Origin of the sequence: Blastococcus sp. TF02A-26, assembly GCF_003319125.1 — a bacterium.
Taxonomy (GTDB): domain Bacteria; phylum Actinomycetota; class Actinomycetes; order Mycobacteriales; family Geodermatophilaceae; genus Trujillonella.
The window spans coordinates 150,398-171,530 of sequence record NZ_QOHG01000005.1; the positions used below are offsets into that span (position 1 = coordinate 150,398).

The window sequence follows — 21,133 nt, forward strand, 5'->3', positions numbered from 1 at the left end:
GAGACCGCGACGTAGATGCTCTCGACACCGTCGCGGTTGTCGACGAGCAGCGCTTCGGGTTCTGCCTGGACCGACCCCTGCTCCTTCCGTGTCGTTCCGCCGTCGGTCGACTCGTGAACGGCGCCGTCCGGCGTGACTCCGTAGAGAGGCGAGGTCGCCGCCCAGCCGAGCAGGGCGATGGTCGGCGCTTCCGGCAGGCCACCGGCCGGTCTACGAGACGCAGATCAACGGACGAACGGTAGGGCTCCTGGATCGGCCGATCGCTCGTGCCGACGAAACCGTGAGCACCGTCCTCGACCAGGTTCGGGACGAGGTGCCAGTTCCCGAGCCTGCGGACTACGGGTTCGACGACGACCGACTCAACCGGGTCTTGGCCTTGATGACCCCGGAGGAGCGCAAGGTCTGCCTGGCCCACACCGGTCCCGGCTGCACCTGGGCCGACGCAGCGGTCATCGCGGGTCTTCCCCCTGAGTTTGGCGAGACGGTCCGCCGCAAGCGGATCCGAGTCGTCAAGGAGGTCTCACGGCGAGCAACTGCCCGCCGCTGAGCAGACATCGCGAGAGAGAAGGGAGGTGATGAGATGGCCACCAACCCTGGGAAGGGCTATCGCCGCGGGAGCGTGACCGGGCGCAGCCAGACCAAGGCTCCCAACGGCAACTGGGTGAAGCGCGGCTCGAACGGGCGCTTCATGGACCAGAAGACGTCGTCGGCGACGCCGTTCAAGGGCGTCCGCCGGGAGAAGTGACGGCCGGTCCCCCTAGGGGGACCTGACACGTGGGCGGCGGGTTCGGAGATGAGGCAAGCACCTCCGGGCCCGCCGCTCGGTCCCTGCTTCCTATCACTCCGGTGAGCCGATCACAGCCCGAGACAGGCTGATGCCGGGTCCGCCCAGTGGCTGCTGGCGTCATAGCCACGCATAGTGCTGACGTTCCTCTAGCGCCCGGCGACTTCTCGCGGCCTCCGGTTTCAGGGTTTCTCGACACCCCTTCGAGCCGCCCAGCAGGGCGAGAGCGGATCGAGAGTTTCCCGTATCCACGGCCTCGGCTTACGCGTAGCCGCCCACGCGGAGGGCGTGGGATTCGAACCCACGAAGAGGGGTTACCTCTTAGCGGTTTTCAAGACCGCCGCACTAGGCCGCTATGCGAGCCCTCCTAGCAGCACAGATGCGCTCTGGCCTGCATCAATGCCACGTCAGCGTGCAACTGGTGCTGCCCTCTGTTGACCGCCAGGAGCCGCTTCGTGCCACTGCTTGTTGCACGAGTTGTTGCACGCCACGGCCATGCTACGGAGGCCCGTCAGCAAGCGGCTAGCAAGCCTTCGTCTTGCGAGTCCCCGGTGGCGCGGCGCTCGGCGAGTTCGCGGTCGAAGCGCGCGAAGCCTCCGACTTCGTCGAGCTGCCAAGCGGACTCGGCGGCCAAGCAGGCCTCACAGAGGCGTCCCTCTTCGCCACACACCTCGCCTGTCGCCTCGTCGGTTGCGGGGTCGTGAAGGTCGCTGATGCACTGACCCCCCACGCGCAGGAAGTCAGCGCTCAAGGCCCTGCTCACGGTCGCGGTCGAGCTGCCAGGCGTCGGCTGGTTCAGGCAGGCCGAGGCTCCGGCGAGCATCGACGGCTGCCTGATACTCCTCCACCACCTCGGCCGTGAACTCAACGCTGAGGTCATCGACGCGAGCGCGAGCGGCTCGCTCGCGCTCCTGCGCCTGGTAGCGAGCGTCGTTGGCGACGGCCAAGCGCCGTGCCGCAGCTGTGCGGTCATCACCGCTCATGCCGGGGGCCCGCTCGTAGAGGGCATCGTGATAGGCCGACTCGGCCTCGTCGAAGCGAATCTGGGCAGCATCAATGAGCCGAAGCTGCTCGTGTGCCCGGTCCTCAGGCAGCGGCTGCCTGGCTTCTGCGAGAGCCCGCCGGGCTGCTTCGTAGTCAGCCTTGAGTCGGTCGAGCCTGCGGAGCTGATGCACGACCATTGCCCTTCGACCGACGCTGTTGCTGCCAAGTGTGCGACGCACCCTCGCCGGCGGTCATGCCCGAGCCCACCGCCCGCGGGAGCGTGCAACCCGGAGTTTGAAGTACCGCGGGTGTCTTAGGTACCTCAGGCACCCGCTCGCCACAGACCGCGACAGGACGACAGTCGATTACGATCTTGATGGCTGATCGCAGCCTGGCCCACAAGATCGCCAACATGCCTGAACTCGCCTTCTCTCCCCCAGTCCCTCCGCCAGACACCGACGCGCATCGCGTCTGCCACATCAGATGCGCCTGCACGGTCGCCATGGCCATGTGCGGGCTGCTCCTCAACGGCGAGGACTGCTGCGGATGCGCCAATCAGGAGCCCCACGACGGTAAGGACTGTCCTGACTGCTGCATCGTGTGCGCGGACGTTGAGGCCATGGGCTGTCCTCGCTGCGGCTGGTAGGCGCAGACGGGTTGCCGGAAATCCGACCTGCGCTCACGGTCAGGCGGTGGCAGTACCCGCTTGGCAGCTCGAGCTGGTCGTGGCTGGCTGGTCTCCACCTCGGGCGATGCGCACGCCAGAGTTCGTCCGCGAAGCGGTGGTCGCCCTCACCGTCGTGAACGCCCATGGCTGCTGGGTCTGGCAACGAAAGACGCGCAAGGGCTACGGCTACTTGTGGGGCCACATGGCCCATCGGCTCACCTATGAGGCCTTCATGGGCCCCATCCCCCGAGGCTTCCACCTGGACCACCTTTGTCGGGTCCGAGCCTGTGTGAACCCCAAGCACGTCGAGCCAGTAACGCCGGCAGAGAACAACCGCCGCGCCATGGCCGTCGTCCAGCAGCACCCCGGCGAACGCGTCCATCACGCTGCGAAGCGGTGGTGCACCCACGGCCACGCCTTCGACGAGGAGAACACCGGACGGGACCGCCACGGCAAGCGCTACTGCCGGGCCTGTCGTCGAGATGCCACCCGACGAACCAGGCAGAAGCAGGGCCAAGCGCCCCGTGGACGCCAGTGGCATATCGACGAGGCCAAGTGGGCCGACCTGCGGTCATCTGTCGATCGCAGCGGTCCCACGGTCACCCGCGTCGAGTTCGCGAAACTGGCCGGCATCACACCCCAGGTCCTGGCTCAGTGGTTCAAGAACCACAAGGGCCTGATTTGGCCCGTGGCTTCCTCCCGTCCTCTGCGCTACTACCGCTCCGAGGCCGAGCTGCTCATCGAGTGCCGCACCGACGAGAACTGGCCGAAGACTGGCCGCAGCTACCAAGACCATGCAGCCAAGCGCGGACGAGGAGGGCTTTCCTCCGATCGCACTCATGTCGTAGTTCTGTCCTGACACGGCACTACGTTCACCGCAACGCCCGCCGAGCCATGGCGATACTCGCAATAGGGCTGGGGGGTGACTCGATGGTGGCCGAGTCGCTGTCTCCTTCAGAACTCAACCTCGATCGGAAGGGACTCCCAGGCGCGAAGTCGTCATCAGTGAAGCCAGGATCAAGGATCAGAACATTTCCCGACGAGGTTTGTACTGTTCCGTTAGGAACAGAGGGGTTTGACCGGACGTCGATGTCCGGTCGGTCTGACCTGCGTTTGCGCCGCTCTAACGGTTCCACGACGAACTGGTAGACGTTGGTGAACATGCGCCCGATGACCCCGCCAGCACGTCGCTCGAAGGGCGCCCGGACCGTCCGGATGAGCCCAGCGCGCTCCAACTCCGCGCGGTAGCGCCGAACCTGACGATCCGAGCAGCCGATCTCCTCTGCCTGGCCGGTCTGCAAGCCCCACACGGGCTTGGCCATGGCGTTGGAGCGCTTGGCCAGCGCCACAGCCCAGGCGACCGCGCCGCGGCTGACCCCTGAGCTGACGACTGCATCAAGCCAGCGCCCACGACGGCTCTTGTCACCGCCGCGGCGGTACGAACGATTCTCTTTGTTGGACGACACGGGACATCTCCATGATGAAGGAACCCGGCGTTTGGCAACTGCGCTGCCGATTGGGCGCGTACATCTAGCCCTACGGCAACGAAAGCCTGCACACAGGTGAACGTGTGCGCTAGAGTCGTCAGTAACTGATGGTGACGACCGGGGTGGCTTTTGCGCCAAGGTCTCTATGCGAGGGCTGGTCTTTGGCGGACCGGCCCTCGTTGCATTTCGTTGGCTGGTTGGCTAGCTCGCCTTCGCCGAGACCTCCTGCGAGGACTTGTTCTCAAGGTCCGACAGCAGCAGGGATCGCAGATACTGCGCTGGGGTCATGTTCTCCCGGTTAGCCACCTCGGCAAGACGTTGCTTCGTTCCACGAGGAAAGCGAGTCGCAACAAGGTCGCCTCGACCGCCCTCTGGGCTGATTGCTTTTTGAGACATGGGTTAACCATCACGCGAAAAGCAGCCGCGCGCGCGGATGGTTGCGCTCATGCCGAGCGAGCAACGCGAGCGAGGCCCGGCCAAATCCAGCCGAGCCCCGCCATATCCTAGAAGGGCCACCCCGGAAGGCGGCAGTCCCCAGCAGGCCGTGGCCGCCAGTACAGGTCTCGCTCAACGACGTTCCTACCGCAGATCAAGAGTTGCTCCAGCTCAGCAAGGCTGACGTAGCCCCACTCTGCGCTTATTGGATCGCTGAGGCAGGCGTACCCGAACGCCAGCGCCTCTTCCTCGTCGTACTCGATGACCCACCAGTCGCAACTTCCGAAGAAATAGTGCTCCGTCACAACCCGCTCCCTGAGCGGGATGCGCTCGGTCCGGTGGAGACCTGGCGTAGTGCCCGGCTTCGGATAGAACTCATGGCCTCGCCGCTCACGGTGAATCTCCGGGCGGCTCATCGCTCGCCTTCCAATGTTGGCGAGGCGAGCAGGACATCTAGCTCCAACTCCCAATCCAGGCACACGAGTCGCCTCGCTCGCGCAGGTTCGCGAACATTCATTTCTTGCGATAATTTCAGCTCAGTAACCAAGGCTGTCTCCTTGTTGCTCATGGCCCCGGCCGAATCCACCCGGCGCGGGGCCCTTTTCTCTTCGCGGAAGCGCCTCCGCTTCTTTGGCGGAGGCGCCAAAGGCTCTTGCGTCCTGCCGGAACGGCGGGTCAAGCAGCGGGAGCCGAGCTGTTGCTGCCGGAGTTGAGAAGCAACCGGGGCGCGAAGCGCCACCGCAGATGCCGGCGCGAGAGGTCGGCGGGAGCGCTTGACGCGTCGGGCCGTCAGGACCACGACGCCGAAGGCGTCGTCACGCCAGGTCACGACGCGCCAGGGCTGACCGCGGTAGCTGTACTGCTACGTCTCGCGCGTCTCCCGCGTCGCGAGGCCTGCACGGACGGTCGCGACTGGCCGATTAGTCTTGCCTTCGCCACTGGCCGAGGTTCGGCCGACGGAGGAGCGGTCGCGGCCGCTATCAGGGGGGAACGCTTCGTGCCGAGGTATGAGGGTCGCCTAGAGCTGACCTGGACCAACAAGCACGAGCAGCTTCTTGCTCACGAGGACGGCACCTACGAGTGGTTGCCAGCGTCCGACTATCGGGTCGCAGAGGTGCGGCTTCTGCGCGAAACCGAATCAGTTGGAGACGTCAGCGAGCGCAGAGCGGGCGACAACCTTCTTATCCGCGGTGACGCGCTGCACGCACTTAAGAGCCTCTCGAAGCTGCCCGAGTTCTCGCGCGAATACGTCGGCAAGGTCCGTCTCTGCTACATCGACCCACCCTTCAACACCGAGCAAGCCTTCCCGGACTACGACGACAACCTCGAGCACTCCGTTTGGCTCACGATGCTGCGTGACCGCCTGATGGAGATTTACCCGCTGCTTACCGATGACGGATCCGTGTGGGTACACCTCGACGATGCAGAAGTACACCGCTGCCGGGCCGTACTGGACGAAGTGTTTGGGGCAAAGAATTTCGTCGCGACCGTCATCTGGCAAAAGGCTTACTCACCTAAGAACGACGCGCCTGCTCTGAGCACAGACCAGGACTACATCCTCGTCTACTCGAAGAACCCGGACTGGCGTTCCAACCGACTGCCACGACTGGCCTCTCGCGATGCGCTCTACACAACGCCTGACGGCGACCCGCATCCGTGGGTCTCAGGCGACCCCGCCGCGCCCAGCGCTCACCGCAATCAAACTTGGGTATACGCCATCCAGTCACCATTCACGGGCGATCTGGTGTACCCAGCAGACGGCCGGTGCTGGGGATCGAAGCAAGAAACCATGAAGGAACTCGTCGAGGAGTGGGGAGTTCCCTACGAGGTTCGCGAGATCGGCGACGATGAGCGTCGAGCGCATATCTGCGGCGTCTCTGTAGAAGACGTCCGTAAGGGCATCGGCGCTCTCATGGTCAAAGGCGACCTCGACGAAGCACGAGAGACCGTAAGGGAGCGATACGACGCGGGCTCCTGGCCGAGGCTCTACTTCACTCGAGGCGGCCGCGGTGGCCTGAAGCTAAAGCGCTACCTCGGCGAGATCAGCCAGAGCCGAGTGCCACAAACGTTGTGGCTGAACGACGAAGTAGGTCACAACCGAACGGCGAAGGCGGAGATCAAGGCTCTTTTCCCTCAGCTGAACCCGTTTGCGACGCCCAAGCCAGAGCGGCTCATTCAGCGCATTCTGCAGATCGCCACAGACCCCGGCGACATTGTCTTGGACTGTTTCGCAGGGTCCGGCACAACCCCGGCTGTCGCTCACAAGATGGGACGACGCTGGATCGCCGTTGAGCGGTCGCCCGAGACCATCGGCAAGTTCACCCTGCCCCGCCTCACCAAGGTTGTCCTCGGTGAAGATCCGGGCGGGGTCAGCACCGTCAAGGTGCCAGCGGGAGAAGACCTCCCCGAGGGGGTCTTCCCAGGCCAAGCAAAGGCCGCGGCCAAGGTTGTGAGCACCTTCCTCGAAGCGGGCGCCCTCGACGACGTCGAGGGCATCGAGGCTGGTGCGGCCAAGGCGCTGGTGGCTCTGCTGCGCAAGGCGGACAAGACAACCACCGAGGTTCTCTGGGAGGGCGGTGGTGGATTCCGCGTTCTGGCTGTCAGTGAGTCGATGTTCGAGAGCGACCCCGATGGCCTTGTCTACCTGTCGGATTCGATCAGCAACGGTGAACTGGCCGAGGCAACAGCTGCGCAGCTGGGCTACGAGTACAGGTCAGATCCTCCCTTCGCCGGCATCAAGGGGAGGACCCGCCTGGCAGTAGTGGACGGCGTGGTGAACGACGACGTCGTTCGCCTCCTCGTGTCAGCACTAGCCGATGACGAGCGGGTGCTGGTCTGCGGGACCGGCATCGATCCCCAGGCACGAACCCTGCTAAAGGACCTTCGCCCCGGCTCCACGCTGCGCAAGGTGCCCGCCGCGCTCCTGCAGCGCTACCGCAATGCGCAACGTCGGGAGCGCCGCGCTGGACTCGAGCGCCGATCGACGGAGCCTTCACAGCAGACGACGGAGCCCGAGGCGACGGCCTCGAGTAGCGACCCGACACAAACAGCGACGGCAACGGGGGCGAGCGCTTAATGGCCGGTGACCTGGAGCTCCACGAGGACGTTATCGCTGAGGTGGCAGCGCGACTTGCCCTCCGCGAGCCGAACAAGCTGGCCGTCGAGACCCTCGACGCTGAGCTCTCACAGCACTACGACGTGGACGCGCAGCAAGAGCCGCTGGAGGTCGTCTTCGACGTGGCCACCGGCGTTGGCAAGACCTTCATCCTTGCCGGTGCCATGGAGTTGTTGGTCGAGGCGTATGGCGTCCGCGACTTCGTGATCATTACTCCGGGCAGCACGATTCTTAACAAGACTCGCGACAACTTCACCGTAGGGCACCGGAAAAGTCTGCTGGGCCCCATGTGCTTTCAGCCGGTCGTAATCACCGCCGAGAACTTCGCGACGCCAGCCATGCGCGCGTCGATGGAGGATCAAGACAAGGTCAAGGTCTACCTGTTCACGGTGCAGTCCCTACTGCGGCCGACGGCGAAGACCAACCGCAAGGTGTATCGGTACGAAGAGGGCCTTGGGGCGGAGTTCTACGAGCACCTGCGGAGCACCAAGCCCCTGGCCGTGTTCGCCGACGAGCATCACGCTTACTACGGCAAAGCCTTTTCTGCGGCGGTGCGAGACCTCAACCCATGGCTGCTCCTCGGCCTCACGGCGACTCCGCATAAGCAAACCCCGAGGGAAGCCATCGTCTACCGGTATCCGCTAGCGGCCGCGATCGCGGACAAGCTGGTCAAGACACCGGTCATCGTCGGGCGCAAGGATGACCGCACCGACTCGCTGACGAAGCTGGCCGACGGAGTAACGCTGCTGCAAGCGAAGGCCGAGGCCATCGCATCGCACGTCGCCACGCTCGACGCCGAGGTCGTCAACCCGGTGATGCTTGTGGTCGCTAAAACGATCGAGGAGGCGGACGAGTACGGCGAGATCCTCCGCTCGGATGAGTTCTTCGCAGGTGCATACGCCGACGCGGTTCTTGTCGTGCACTCGGAGTCCCCGGACGAAGCCCTGGCTGCGCTGGACAAGGTTGAGGACGCCGGCTCCCCCGTGCGCGTCATCATCTCGGTCGGGATGCTCAAAGAAGGCTGGGATGTTCGCAACGTCTACGTCATCGCCTCGATGCGAGCCAGCGTCTCAGAGATTCTGACCGAACAGACTCTCGGCCGCGGCATGCGCCTGCCCTTTGGCAGCTACACCGGCATCGAGATTCTGGACACGGTCGAGGTCATCGCGCACGAGCGGTATCAGGACTTGCTGAAGAAGGCCGGCGTGCTCAACGAGGCCTTCGTCGATCACCGCACCCGCGCCGTCGTGCGGAGGAACGCCCAGGGGCAGCAGGTCGTCGTCACCGAGACGACCACCGCGAGCGTTGAGCCCGTAGTCGCCGGTGCCGACGAGGAGGCGCCGGCTCCCAATCCTGATGACAACCCCGCTCCGGTCGTGACCACGGTTCAAGACCGAACGAAGCAGGCGACCGAGGCAGTCACGAAGCTGAAGCAAGAGATCGCTCGACTGCCCGAGGCACCCGCCATCAAGCTTCCGGTGCTGCGGATGACGGCTGTTCAGAGCAAGTTCTCGCTTGCGGACATCACCGACACAGACGGCTTTCGCAAGCTCGGGGTGTCTTTGGCTGCCGACCCTGCCGGCGAGCTGAGTCGAACACTGCTCAGTGCCCGCATCGTCAAGGGACGGGACGGAATGCGCCGCACGGAGCTCGTCACGAGCACCGCTGCAGATCGCGTCCGTTCCGCCCCGACGCTGGTCCCCGCGGACGAGCTGCGGACCAACCTGGCGGAGCTGGTGCTCGCGTCGCCATCCGTGCCCGCTCGCAGAGGCGAGCGGGCCGCACTTCAGCCGCTGCTCGACACGTTCTTCGAGGGCCTGGGAGACAAGGCTGTCGAGATTCTGTCCGCCAACCTCGGCCGCGCGGGCGCTCGACTGGTTCGGCTGGTCGAGCAGGAGCAGCGTCGATTCATGGCCAAGCCGAGCTACGACGAGGTCATCGAGCTGGCCAGCTTCAGCCCCATCCGAGTCACGGACCGAGACGTGTCGGGCGACCGCCACGGGGCCTTCTCGCGGTCTGTCGCCTACGAGGGCTGGGCGCGAGGCATGTTCCCCCTCGCCTGGTTCGACTCAGCTCCCGAGCGAGCCGTCGCCAACATCGTTGATGACGATGACGGGGTTGCCTGGTGGGTACGTCTCCACAACGGTGACCTGCCCATCCTTTGGAACTCGGGCGGCCAGCAGTACAACCCCGACCTGATCGTGATCGAGACCGATGGCACCCACTGGGTGGTGGAGGTCAAGATGGACAAGGAAGTCACCTCGGCCGATGTCCAAGCCAAGCGTGAGGCAGCTAAGCGCTGGGCGAATCACGTCTCCGCGGACGCGAGCGTTAACACTCGCTGGCGGTACCTGCTCATCTCCGAGGCCGATGTTTCCGATGCAAAGGGCTCCTGGCCCGCGCTGAAGGGTCTGGGAACGTAACGTCTGCGCGAGGCTCGCCGAGATGCCCGGGGTCTCGGACCACAACCCGTTAGGGACGCCGCAGGTTGAAGCGGTGGCTAACGTCAAGCCATGCACTCGCCTGGCCGTAGCGACCTGACCTAATGGACCTCATCGAGTTAGGTGCTGCCCTTGGCGACTTCTTCGAGCGTGACGGCAAGCACGGTCACGCCGGGCCATCACACGACCAACTCACCTTCGCCATCCGTCGCACTGGCCTCGAGGCTCATGACCCTCGAAACCTTGAGCCCATGGTTGGCAAGACGCGGCGTCTTCGTCGGATTCTCACCGAAGCGACAGACCACAACCCGGCCGCCGGCTTTAACTTGGCCAAGCATGTGATCGCGGAGCTTCGTGCCGCAGGCGCCTTCGACCCCCGCCTCTCGGACTACGCCGGGGATGCCAAGGTGGCCAAGCTCCGGAACGCGCTCGACGCCCTGGGCTACGACCTCTCCCCCAGCGGGACCGTGCATGCAAAGGTCATCGACAACTTGCACGGCAGCGAGCTCACCGCTGCCCTGCAAGCCATCGTGCGGCGCATGAACGTCAATGCCGACGACGCCGAACTGCACATCGGGAGCGGCAAGGAGCTTGACGAGGCTGCTGCGCGACACGTCCTAGAAGAGCGGACCGGAAGCTATCCGGTTGGGGGCCCTGCGGGAAACTTTCCGGTGACCTTGGCAAACGCCTTCACGGTCCTGGGGCTAGCTGTGCCTACTACGCTGCCGCCACTGGACAGCGACCCGCATAGAGAGGTGCAGCAGTGTCTGTACCTGCTAGCCGTCGCCGTCAACCGACTGCGCAACGACGCCGGCACGGGTCATGGTCACCCCAGCGGTCCCAGGAAGACGGCGCCCCTGACGCCAGAGGAGGGTCGCGTGGTTGCACGGGCGACAGCCCTCATAGCGGGAACTCTCCTTGACAAGCTGTAGCCCAACCGACCGAGTCGCTCCACCTCGGCGTCGCGCACCGGCCAGCTTGACGACGCCGTCGCCCGTCACCGCTGCGGGAGGCTCGGTATGGCGCTAAGGGATCAAGTCCTCACGTACCTCGTCACTCCCGGCCGCGACACGCGGTTCAGCGAGTCCTACCTCGTCTCACAGATCTGTAGCGAGGCCAGCTGCCGACCACATGAAGTTTGGGAAGCGCTCTGGGCCCTGGTAGCCGACGGCCTCATCTATCTCAACCCGAGCGGCCAACGGTCAAGCACCGACAACTGGCGTTGGCAGGTCAGCGCGATTGGCCAGAGGGTCGCAACCTCTGGGCGTTGGGAGCCCCACGATCCCGACGGCTATCTGCGCCGGTTGCGCCGCGAGGAGCCAGCCATCGACGCAGCTGCCCTCGGATACCTCGAAGAAGCACTGCGCGCCTTCAACGCCCGGTGCTATCTGGCGTCGTCGGTCATGCTCGGGGTCGCCTCGGAGCGGGTCTTTGACACGCTCTCGCGCAGCTTCGTCGCAGCCAGCGGTCCGGCCGGCGCGAGATTGGGCGAGATGCTCGATAGCCCTGCGACGAGTCAGTCTCGACGTTTCACCGAGCTACGGAAGCGCCTTGAGCCGATGCGTCCAAACCTGCCTGCGGAATTGGCGGACAACCTGACGCTCGACGCAGTCGCAGAGCTGCTCCGAATCACCCGCAATGACGCTGGGCACCCTACCGGGGCGCTGGTCGATGAGGACACGGCCTACACGCATCTGCAGATGGCAGCCAACTACCTCAAGAAGATGACTCGCCTGAAAGCACACTTCGACTCAGTGGCTCATCGAAGCCAACAGCCGTAACCCACAACTTCGACAATGATCCTCAGATAAAGGACGTTATCTGAGGGTGGCTGTCTCACCCCCTTGTCCCGCGTCAAGTAGCTGGCAGATCTTCGGTCTCGGGAAAGTTGGGGATCAGCGGGTCGGCCAGGCCGAGGTGGACGTCTCGGGGCCGGTTCCAGGCCAGCGCCTCGTGCGGCCGGATGGTGTTGTAGTCGAGCCGGTAGTCCTCGGCGTGGGCGATGAGGTCCAGGGCGTCGGGGATCTCTTCGAGGAACAGCTTCTCGTACTTCAGCGAGCCGAAGCCGCGCTCCCGTGAGCCGTTCTGCCCGGGGGTCTTGACCCGGGTGCGGACGTGGCGCAGCTCGGGGTGGGTGGCGATGAACGCCTCGAACCGGAAGGACCGGAACGGTCCGCCGTTGTCAGTCACGATCGTGACCAGCGGAACCACGTTGCCCTCGGCATCGCGCTGGGCAAGGTCGATCAGCCGGCGGCCAGCCAGCTGCTCGGCCTCGGCCAGTGCTAGCTCGATGGCGGCGATCGCGTCGTGCTGGTTCGCCGTCGGGGCGATGTGCCAGCCCAGCTCGTACTTGGACCAGTAGTCCCGGCAGCCGGCCAGCCGCCACGTGCCCCCGGCGGTGGTCTCGAATTCGGAGAAATCCAGCTGCCACACCTGGTTCGGGCCGGTCGGCTCGGTAGCGAACGCGGCCTTGCGGCGAGCGGCCAGCGCCCGGCGTTCTCGCTGGTAGTTCGCCTCCAGCAGCAGTCCCTCGTCGCGCAGAAGCCGCAGCACGGTCGCCTGGGAGACCCGGCGGCCGTCGTGGCGGCACATCGCCCACACCTTGCGGTGCCCCCACGCCGGATGAGCCAGCGCGTGCCGCCGGGCGGCGTCCCGGACGCGCTCGCGGGCCGGCCGCGGCCACGGACCCCGCGCCGGCCGGTCGGCCCGGGTCCGGGCTTGGTAGCGGCGCCAGGTGCGCTCGGGCACGCCGATCAGAGAGCAGAACCTCGTGGTCGGCATGCCCGCCTCGACGCGGATCACCTCGAGGTCCGCGAAGGGCCCAGGCGACCCTCGGCGGACTTCTTCCACACCCGCAGCTCGACCGCGGCCTCACCCAGGGCCTGGGTCAGCTCGGAGACCTCGGCCTCCAGCTGCGCCTCCCGGGTCGAGGGACCGGACTTGCCGGCCAGCAGTCCCGTCTTGCCCGCGTCGAGGAACTGGCGCTTCCAGTTCCCGACCGACTGCTCGGACACCTTCGCCCGCCGCGCGGCCTCGGCGACGGTCACCTCACCGGCCAGGATCGACAGCACGATCCGGACCTTTTCCTCAGCCGGGAACGCCGGCGGTCTCGCCATGAACGATCAGACTCCTTGCCAGGTCAGACCCGCAAGCAACGGGCCCTGCCAGAAAGTCTGACGCGCGACACCCTGAGTAGCGTGGCGGGCGTGACTGAGTCTCCCAAAGGCGAAGAGCCCGAAGTCGTCTCCCTCGTTCTGGCCACTCTCTTCTCCGGGGTGCAACCGGACCCGTGGCCCGATCCGCACCCGCTGGCAGTACGTACTGCGCTTGAGTGGCAGCAGGTCGGGACTCACGCCGTCTTTGCCGAGCTACATGGGACCACGCACGGGCTGCCTCGTGGTCGCCTCGCCGAACTAATCGGCCGGATCGCTTCCACGGGCGAGCAGCTTGGGCTCTCTTGGACATGCGAGCAGGACATGCGGCGCTGGCTTGCCCCCGACGCGCAAGAGCGAGACAGCTGGGCTGTGCCCGCGCGCGCGCTCGCAGAGATCACCGGCTACTACGCGATCAGCGCTGGACACGGCGTTGCCAACGTGACGCTGAGGTCGCTGCTGGTCCAGCCTGAAGCGGCTGCGGTCATCAACCAAGACAAGGACCTCAAGCGTGCCAAGGGCTTCGACCCCTTCAGCACCGTTCCGGCCGCTTGGGTACCGCTGAACGAGAAGGTCGCAACGGTGCTGCTTAACGCTGCAGCGGGACGGGGCGCAGCGCAGGAGATGGCCGAACTGGTCGTGGCCCTAACTCGGGACGCGCGGTGGGTGGCCCTGACGAATCGCCGCCACGTGGACTTCCATCGCTGGCGCCCTCAAAGCGTCAGCGGTGGTGTGGCCACAAGCAACCCGTGGGAAAGCACTGACACCGGGTCCTACTCGCTGACGATGTACGGCAGAAGTCAGCACGAGCCGCCCAACACCTCCGAGCTGATCGCGGAAGCGTCGGATGGCCTCGAGGCGTTGGCCGAATGCATGGAGCGCTGGTTGGACGTCTGGCCGAGCGCGATCCGTGACCTCGGCGTGCCGCTCTTCAAGGACGAGGAGGCATGACGCTTGTCCCCATCGCCGCGGCGCTCGACGCGCCACTCCCCACCTTCCGTGCGGACCCTCTGGGTCGCTTGCCGGGCACCAACGACGACGACCCGTTCCTGCGCTTGGCTGCTGGGTGGCTCGTCGGCTACCCGAAGAACACAGCAACCGCCTACCGCCGCGACCTCGAAGGCTGGGCAAAGTGGTGCAGCAGCCTCGGGGTGCATCCCCTCGTGGCCGAGCGCCACCACGTCGATCTGTGGGTACGGCATCTGACGACGGAACCCCAGCCGCGCACCGAGCGCCCTGCTTCGCCGGCCACCGTGGCCCGCAAGCTTTCCGCGCTGTCGGGGTTCTACGACTACGGCGTCCATGACGCCGAGGTGCTGACCCACTCCCCCGTGGCCTCTGTGCGCCGGCCCAAAGTGTCGGATGAGTCCCAGGCCATCGGCCTCACCGCCGATGAGCTGAAGCGCCTACTCGTGGTGGCCTCGGCTCACTCTGGCCGCTCCGCTGCGCTCGTGACGCTGCTGACCTTCTGCGGGTTGCGCATCTCTGAAGCACTCGGGGCCGACGTGCGCGACTACGGCTACGACCATGGTCACCGCGTCCTCAAGGTGACGCGCAAGGGCGGCAAGGCTGCGCGGGTTGCCCTTGCTCCCCCAGTTGTCCGAGCGCTCGACGAGTACCTCGACGGGCGCGACGGCGGGCCCCTGTTCCTGTCGGCATCTGGCGGCCGATACGGCTACCACGTGGCCTACGAGCAGCTTGGTCGGCTGTGTCGCTCCGCGGGGCTCCCCAAGGGAGTCACGCCCCACAGTCTGCGTCACTCTTACGCAACCGAGTCGCTCCGCCTGGGAGCGGCCCTCCAAGACGTGCAGGACGCGCTCGGCCACGCCGACCCTCGGACCACCCGCCGCTACGACCGCAGTCGGAACAACCTCGACCGCTCCCCGAACTACTTGCTGGCCTCGGCGCTCACCGCCGAGGCGGACTCGTTGCCAGACACCTGAGGTACCCGAGGCACCGAACGAAGCTCGCGAACGCTCCTCAGGGGTGCAGGCGGTCGATTCGGCCCTCGTATACGCCGTAGATGAATGGCCCAGGCTTCCTGGCTTGGCGCGAGATTCGGGCCAGGTTGTCCAGGTAACGCTGCGCCATCACTGCGCCCACCAAGTTGCCATTGGTGATGACGAACATGCGCAAACCATGGGCAACGACGGCAGCGATCTCGTCAGCCTTGCGCCGGATGTTGTCGTCTTTGTGGAACGCCACCCAGCCTCGGTCGCCGACGTCGGCGATCCAGTCAACGTCAGCCATTTGGGCGCCGGCTTCCTCGCCGTAATGCTCGCGCATGGTGACCACGGTGAGACCCTGCTGGCGCAGAGCATCGGGGACCACAGCGCCACCCAGACTTCGGTCAACGAAGATCGTCTCGCGGTAGATCGGTAGGGACTGGTCCCCCGCTGCCCGCTTACGCGCTGACGGCAAGGGCCGCGCGGAGCTCAGGAACCCGGAGGCCGAAGTCCTTGGCCGTCACCTCGAGGGGCTCGCCGGCCCGGAGGCGGCCCAAGACGTTCTCCACCTCGACACCAGCACGGTCGAAGATGGGATGCCCGTAGCTGCGCGTGGGGTCCATAACCACGTCAGCACCTTGGTACTGACGCAGGTGAATAAGCCCCGCGTAACCGTCATCGAAGCTGATCTCCCGCAGGAAGCTCTCCACGACCTCCGTGAAGACCACCTGGCCCGAGCGCGGGACGACCAAGCGCCGGACGTTGTCCCCTTCACCCATGTGCTGCGCCACGTCCCAAAGAACCTCCGCACCATCGGTGCTGAGCTTCTCGCTGGCAAGCGCGTACGGGCCAACTTCGGCGATAAGAGCGTCGAGCGAAGCACGGATGCGCTGCAGCGGGACGCCAGCAGCGCGGAACGCATTGAGTACGTAGGCCTCGGCGAAGCCGACGAAGGGAAGCCGCGGGTACCCAGGACGGCTCTGGGCTGCCGCGGTGACAAGCGGCTTGCCGACCACGGTTCGTCCCTCAGGATGACGGACGTACCCATCGACCCAGGTCTTGAGCGTCGCCCGAGGGACGCCGAGGTACTGGGCGGCTTCGGTCACCGAGTACAGCGGCAACGTGAACCGACGATCGTCGAGTTTTCCCATCTGCGTCCCTCCTTCCTCTCGCTTAGCAGGCACGGTGCAGGGCCACGTGACCGCCAACAACGTGGCGCAGTCTTGCACCAACGCGCAAGGTGACGTCGCATGCCTGATCGGCGCTGCGTAGCACCCTCTTAAGGCCAACGCTCAAGGCCACAAGGGCTCTCCCCGCCGGACCGTCCGCGCCGTCGTAGCGCCGACGAGGCATCAGCTTGGTCGTGACTGCAGTAGATCGAACAGGGCTCGACCAGCCCCGCAGCCTTCGACAGGGTGTCTCGGGAACCTCAGACACCTGGGTGCCCGAGACACCCGGCGGTAGCGACTACCGAAGACGGCCGCGGGCAGGGAAGTCTTTGCCTTCGTTGTGCTCAGCCTTCGCCGCCGCCAGCCATGCCTCGACCGCCTCGTCGAGTAGCTCGCCGAGTTGGACTCGCGGCCGGCCATGCTCGGATAGGAACCAGACGGCGGCCCGAACCTCGTCGGCAAGGTCACGGCGCAACTTGACGTGATCCCGAGCTGACGGGCGCCGGGGTGCTCCCGAGGCACCTCGGTCCTCCGCAGGCCCTCGGGTATCCGAGACACCTGAGGTGTCCGAGGTACCTCGTGGGTCGGTAAGCGTGTCCAGGGTCCGGTCAATGGGGCGCACATAGCCGTCGCTGCGACGGGGGAGTGCGTTACGCGGAGACACCAGCCACCTCCCGGCTGCGCAATTCGGCCAGCACCGCGCGATAATCCTGATCGCCCTTGCCGTCAGGATCGAAGAGTGCCATTGGCTTACGCCAGGCAGGTGCCTCGCGGAAGCGGTTGTCATCGCGGATGACAGTGTCCAAAACCTCACCCGAGGCAAACTCGCGACGGAGTTCGTCACCGGCCTCTCGGCCCAAGACGGATGTATGACGACCATAGATGCGCACTTGAGTGAGAAGGACCCCAGCGATCTGTAGCGCGGAGTTGAGGCGACTCTGCACCTTTTCAACTGTGGCGCGGACTTTGGGCACCTCGTCGAGTTCCATCGCGCCGGCTGGGACGGGGATGAGCACATCAGTCGCCGCAGTGAGCGCCATGATCGTGAGCGGCCCGAGATCACCCGGGGCGTCAAGAAAGACCCAGTCGCGATCGGTCGTCTTGGCCAATGACTCTCGCAGCAAGAACTGATGGCCCGGTTCGGCGGTAAGGCGTTCCGTCTGCGCCAGCGTGATCGATGCGGGAACTAGCTCCAGCCCGGTCACCATTGTCTCGACGGCTATCTCGTCAAGGGAACGTCCCTCAATCAATGCCGCCATGAGGTCATCGTTGTCCGGGGAGTGATCCAACCACTGGGTCGCTGACCCTTGCTTATCGAGATCGACCAAGAGCGCCCTGTGGCCAGCCAGCGCAGCCGACGTGGCCAGATTGACCGCTGTCGTCGTCTTGCCGGTCCCTCCCTTCGAATTCACGACTGCAGTGATGCGCATGTCTCCACCTTTCCCAGAGCAGCCGTCTAGCCGCCTTGTGATCTTGGTTAGAGACGCTAGCCAGGTGCCTGAGGTACCTGGGGGACCCAAGGCACCCGAGACACCGAGGCACCGCCACGTCGCGTCGGCTACCGGCAAAGCGCGCCAGGTAGACGGAGATTTGGTGACGTTGCGTGATGAACAACGGTTCGCGCGAGGCGGCAGTGGGGAGCCATGGCGAACGGTGGGCTACATCGGTAAGCAGTGGTCAAAACCCCTGGTAGTTCAGCATTCGGCGCAGCCGAATGCGTCTATGTGCGCTTCTTCATTTCGCTCTTGACGGCGGCCCGCAGGGGCGACAGGCTGCGGGCATCAGTCACTTAGCGTGCTTGGCGGGCGAGGAGGGGAGCAGCGGCCGTGGCGACCAGAAGCAGCAAACTCACCGGGTCTGCCGCGTCCGTCTTCAAGTACCTGAAGGACGACGAGAAGGTGCTCGGCTACTACGACGTTGCCGAGGGCTTTAACGACGTGTGGGGGGATCTCGCCCAAGAACTCGGGCTTGAATCCGGCATCACGAAAGAGCAGTGGTCCGAATTGTTCGATGGGCGCTGGAACGGCGAAAAGCTCGTTTCCAGCGGCTATCGCCAGGTTCGTGATTCCGAAACGAAGGAGATCATCGGTCGAGAACTTGGCGTGCGTACACCCATGATCGACGTCGTATTCGCCGTCCCCAAGGGCATCAGCGAACTCTACGCCCGGGCCCACTCAGAGGCAGAGGCCAAAGCCATAGCTGACGCGGTGCTGGCTGCGGCCAAGGTTGCTTGGACCGAAGGGGTCGAGAGTCACGCACGAGTCGCCCGCGTACCCGCTGGCCGGAATCCCGTCACCGGAAAGCCCGCCAGTGAGCGAGTGACCGCCAAACTGCTCTGCACACCGGCTCTGCAATTCACCGCACGACCTACACAAGACACCATCGACCGCGGATCGCCCGCTGATCCGCATCTGCACGTCCACTGCGCCACCTTCACCGCCTGCCAGGCCCACGGGCGCTGGCTAACGGCTGATGAAGCTGGCATTAAGCGCTCAGCGGTGTTTCGGGACGCAATCTTCATGGGCGAGGTGTCCCGCAACATCGAGAACCTCGGCTACAAGCTCGACTACAGCGACTTGCACTCCTCGCGCTCGGGTCGCATCTCCTTCGAGCCTCAGGCGTCTGATCCGAAGCTGCGGAAGTTCTGGTCCACCAATCACGAACGGACCTACTCCATCGTCCGCGACTTCGAGGAAAAGTGGCACCGGCCGCCAACGGATGCCGAGCTAAACCAGATCATGAGCGTCACCCGGGGACGCAAGGCCGATAAGGAGATGGACAGCCGCCCGGTGCGCCAGCGTTGGCTCGACAGCGCTCGGGCTCAGGGCCTCGATGCGGGCTTGGTTCCGCCCGGCACCTTCGAGCGAGCGGACTACGACGACCGAGCCGTCGAGCTGTGGGACCGGCTGATGTCAGCCAAGGGGCTGTGCATCAAGGACGCCACCTTCAGCGGCGACACCATCGCGATCGCCATAGCCCGCAACGCCATCGGTCTCGGCTTCACCCGCGAGGAGCTACGCCGCTACGAAGCTGAGCTCCGCGAAGCGCTGGTGGTGGTGCGCCCAGCAGCTGACGATCGACACCAGCTCTACACCACCCACGTCCAGTTAGACCGCGAGCACTTCATCACCGCTCGGCGGCGCGAGAAGGCCCGCCAGGGCTTGCCGCGGGTCCCTGAGGCGCTCGTGCGGCGGGCTCTGGCCCGCCAGCCGGTGCGCCTCGATGCCGAACAGCAGCGCGGCGTTGCCGCCGCCTGTGGGGCTTCCGGCTGGGTCCACATCGAGGGCTATGCCGGCAGTGGCAAGACGACCCTGCTGGCCGCTGCTCGCGACGCCCATCGGCTCGCTGGGACCGCGGACCGCTTCATCGTGGCCTCCACGGCAGCAGCAACCGCCGAGCGCACGGGCCGCAAGCTCGAAGCCGACGACTGGGGATCGGTCGAAAGCCTGGCCGGGCGCATCGACGCCGGCAGGCTCACCGTCACCGCAAGAACGGTCTGGTTCGTCGATGAGGCGGCCATGATGGACACCGCTCGCATGGCCGAGCTACTGCGGATCGCTGGCTCAGGACGCGTCGTGCTCGTGGGCGACGCGAAGCAGCTCTCGCCCATTGGACCTGCAGGCTGGTACGGCGAATCGGTGGCCGAACACGGCTCGGTCCTGCTCACCAGGGTGCATCGCCACCGCGATGCTGCCGACATCCGCGACTACGAGCTGCTCCGAGTTGGCAAGGCCCCGGAGGCCGTGGCCAACCTCGATGAGCGCCAGCGCATCCACATCGATGAGGACCGCTCTGCTCGCCTGCAGCGGGTCATGCGCGACTACACCAACATGCGGGACCTCGGCAGCTACACGGCCGAACAGATTCGCCAGGTCATCGAGACGTCGAACCACGACGTGGACACCATGAACCGCTTCATCCAGCGTGACCGCCTGACCCGCAGAGAACTCGCCGGCCAAGGATTCGAGGTGGAAGACGTCGAGCAGGGCCGTCGCTGGCTGATTCACCGGGGCGACCAGGTGATCTTCTTACGCACCTACCAGGGCGACGATGCGCCGATCCGAAACGGCACCGCGGGCACGGTCGTCGGCCTCGACCCCGCCACAGGACGCGCACAGATCGCTCTCGGCGACCGCCTGGCCACGGTCTGGCTACAGGCCAGCGAACACCGCCAGCCAGTAGGGCTGGCCTATGCCCAGCACGCGAACAAGCTGCAGGGCGGCGAAGTTGAGATGGTGCAGGTGATGCCCGGCGGCATCGCCACGGCGAACGCGAACTCGGGCTACTCCCAGCTGACCCGCGCCCGCCACGAAGCCCACGTCTATCTCGACCGGGACACCTTGGGCGACGAGCCCTTCGACGCCTTGGCCCGCGCCTGGTCGGTCCCTTACGAGAAGCGCTCAGCGACGTGGCACCAGCGCCATGAGCCAACCGAGCCGGCTCGCAAGCCTTTCGACCGCGACGTCGCGGCCACTGCGGCCGACGAACGAGCGGACTGGATTGCCGAGCACTACGGCGAGGACTTGGCTCGGGTCATCTCCCAGTCGCCGGCGTACCCCGGCCTCGTCGCCACCCTCCAAGAGCTGAAAGACCAGGGCAACGACGCGACGGCGATGCTGGCCGAGGCCATCGAGGACCGGGAGCTGAGAAGCGCCAAGGACCCCGCCGCGGTCATCTCCTGGCGTCTCGACCAGGTGCCCGAGAGGGATGTCGAAGCCGAGCTGCCTGTCGTTGCACCCGCGAGGCCCTCCACCGACATAGCGCCCGAGCCGGCTCGGCCGAGCCGGTTCACGATCCGTCGCTCCACAGAGCAAGAGATCGATCGCGGCATCAGCTACTAGAAGCACCTCGCTCCACTACCTGGTGTAGGGGCCTCAGGGGGAAGAAACTCCTCACCCTTGAGGGGGACGCGACATCTCCCTCCTCGGTGTGAATCTCATGGCTGCAACTTCA

Annotated in this window: 17 protein-coding genes and 1 tRNA gene; 10 read left to right on the forward strand and 8 right to left on the reverse strand. The window is 65.6% G+C overall.

Annotated elements, in window-relative coordinates; translation table 11 throughout:
- Nucleotides 1-280 precede the first annotated feature (280 nt).
- Nucleotides 281-547: a hypothetical protein gene (locus DQ240_RS07555; RefSeq protein WP_113839013.1), complete on the forward strand. Its 267-nt coding sequence runs from the start codon at nt 281-283 to the stop codon at nt 545-547.
- Between the two features lie 33 nt (nt 548-580).
- Nucleotides 581-745 (forward strand): hypothetical protein, encoded by a 165-nt coding sequence (locus DQ240_RS23570; protein ID WP_199589145.1) that lies wholly within the window; start codon nt 581-583, stop codon nt 743-745.
- A 319-nt stretch (nt 746-1,064) separates the two neighbouring features.
- On the opposite strand, the gene DQ240_RS07560 is transcribed toward DQ240_RS23570, so the two are convergent.
- Both DQ240_RS07560 and DQ240_RS07570 read right to left on the reverse strand, forming a co-directional pair.
- Nucleotides 1,065-1,152, reverse strand: a tRNA-Ser gene (locus DQ240_RS07560).
- A 372-nt stretch (nt 1,153-1,524) separates the two neighbouring features.
- Nucleotides 1,525-1,965 (reverse strand): hypothetical protein, encoded by a 441-nt coding sequence (locus tag DQ240_RS07570; RefSeq protein WP_113839015.1) that lies wholly within the window; start codon nt 1,963-1,965, stop codon nt 1,525-1,527.
- 495 nt (nt 1,966-2,460) lie between these two features.
- Here DQ240_RS07570 and DQ240_RS07575 point away from each other — a divergent pair, with 495 nt between their 5' ends.
- Nucleotides 2,461-3,294, forward strand: coding sequence for an HNH endonuclease signature motif containing protein (locus tag DQ240_RS07575; RefSeq protein WP_199589146.1), 834 nt, complete (start codon nt 2,461-2,463; stop codon nt 3,292-3,294).
- A gap of 13 nt (nt 3,295-3,307) precedes the next feature.
- On the opposite strand, the gene DQ240_RS23105 is transcribed toward DQ240_RS07575, so the two are convergent.
- On the reverse strand, nt 3,308-3,901 hold the full coding sequence (locus tag DQ240_RS23105) for a hypothetical protein (protein WP_147261955.1): 594 nt from the start codon (nt 3,899-3,901) through the stop codon (nt 3,308-3,310).
- A gap of 1,453 nt (nt 3,902-5,354) precedes the next feature.
- Between DQ240_RS23105 and DQ240_RS07585 the strand changes: the two genes are divergently transcribed.
- The 4 genes from DQ240_RS07585 to DQ240_RS07600 all read left to right on the forward strand — a co-directional run bounded on the left by DQ240_RS07585 (nt 5,355) and on the right by DQ240_RS07600 (nt 11,694).
- Entirely contained in the window at nt 5,355-7,433 is a 2,079-nt protein-coding gene (locus DQ240_RS07585; protein ID WP_113839018.1) for a site-specific DNA-methyltransferase, read from the forward strand.
- Nucleotides 7,433-9,895 carry a DEAD/DEAH box helicase gene (locus DQ240_RS07590; protein ID WP_113839019.1) on the forward strand — a complete coding sequence of 821 codons (2,463 nt, stop codon included), beginning with the start codon at nt 7,433-7,435 and terminating at the stop codon, nt 9,893-9,895. Before DQ240_RS07585 ends, DQ240_RS07590 begins: the two co-directional genes overlap by 1 nt.
- 122 nt (nt 9,896-10,017) lie before the next feature.
- Nucleotides 10,018-10,845, forward strand: a complete 828-nt coding sequence (locus DQ240_RS07595) for an abortive infection family protein (protein WP_113839020.1) — start codon at nt 10,018-10,020, stop codon at nt 10,843-10,845.
- Nucleotides 10,846-10,932: 87 nt separating this feature from the next.
- Nucleotides 10,933-11,694 (forward strand): hypothetical protein, encoded by a 762-nt coding sequence (locus DQ240_RS07600; RefSeq protein ID WP_113839021.1) that lies wholly within the window; start codon nt 10,933-10,935, stop codon nt 11,692-11,694.
- Between the two features lie 73 nt (nt 11,695-11,767).
- On the opposite strand, the gene DQ240_RS07605 is transcribed toward DQ240_RS07600, so the two are convergent.
- Together DQ240_RS07605 and DQ240_RS07610 are read right to left on the reverse strand one after the other, a co-directional pair.
- Nucleotides 11,768-12,694, reverse strand: a complete 927-nt coding sequence (locus DQ240_RS07605) for an integrase core domain-containing protein (protein ID WP_199589147.1) — start codon at nt 12,692-12,694, stop codon at nt 11,768-11,770.
- A gap of 17 nt (nt 12,695-12,711) precedes the next feature.
- Entirely contained in the window at nt 12,712-13,029 is a 318-nt protein-coding gene (locus tag DQ240_RS07610) for a transposase (RefSeq protein WP_113839023.1), read from the reverse strand.
- 90 nt (nt 13,030-13,119) lie between these two features.
- On the opposite strand from DQ240_RS07610, the gene DQ240_RS07615 reads away from it, so the two are divergent.
- Entirely contained in the window at nt 13,120-14,016 is an 897-nt protein-coding gene (locus tag DQ240_RS07615; RefSeq protein ID WP_147261956.1) for a hypothetical protein, read from the forward strand.
- Nucleotides 14,013-15,008 carry a tyrosine-type recombinase/integrase gene (locus DQ240_RS07620; protein ID WP_113839025.1) on the forward strand — a complete coding sequence of 332 codons (996 nt, stop codon included), beginning with the start codon at nt 14,013-14,015 and terminating at the stop codon, nt 15,006-15,008. The genes DQ240_RS07615 and DQ240_RS07620 overlap by 4 nt, the downstream gene beginning before the upstream one ends.
- A 37-nt stretch (nt 15,009-15,045) precedes the next feature.
- Here DQ240_RS07620 and DQ240_RS07625 read toward each other — a convergent pair whose 3' ends face one another.
- The 3 genes from DQ240_RS07625 to DQ240_RS07635 form a co-directional block, all read right to left on the reverse strand.
- Complete coding sequence (locus DQ240_RS07625) at nt 15,046-15,486, reverse strand: hypothetical protein (protein WP_255410879.1); 441 nt, start codon at nt 15,484-15,486, stop codon at nt 15,046-15,048.
- On the reverse strand, nt 15,470-16,162 hold the full coding sequence (locus DQ240_RS07630; protein ID WP_113839027.1) for a DUF433 domain-containing protein: 693 nt from the start codon (nt 16,160-16,162) through the stop codon (nt 15,470-15,472). Before DQ240_RS07630 ends, DQ240_RS07625 begins: the two co-directional genes overlap by 17 nt.
- 668 nt (nt 16,163-16,830) lie before the next feature.
- A complete protein-coding gene (locus DQ240_RS07635; RefSeq protein ID WP_113839028.1) occupies nt 16,831-17,610 on the reverse strand; it encodes a ParA family protein in 780 nt (259 codons plus the stop codon).
- A gap of 396 nt (nt 17,611-18,006) precedes the next feature.
- Here DQ240_RS07635 and DQ240_RS07640 point away from each other — a divergent pair, with 396 nt between their 5' ends.
- Nucleotides 18,007-21,021, forward strand: a complete 3,015-nt coding sequence (locus DQ240_RS07640; RefSeq protein ID WP_113839029.1) for an AAA family ATPase — start codon at nt 18,007-18,009, stop codon at nt 21,019-21,021.
- The last annotated feature ends 112 nt before the right edge of the window (nt 21,022-21,133 follow it).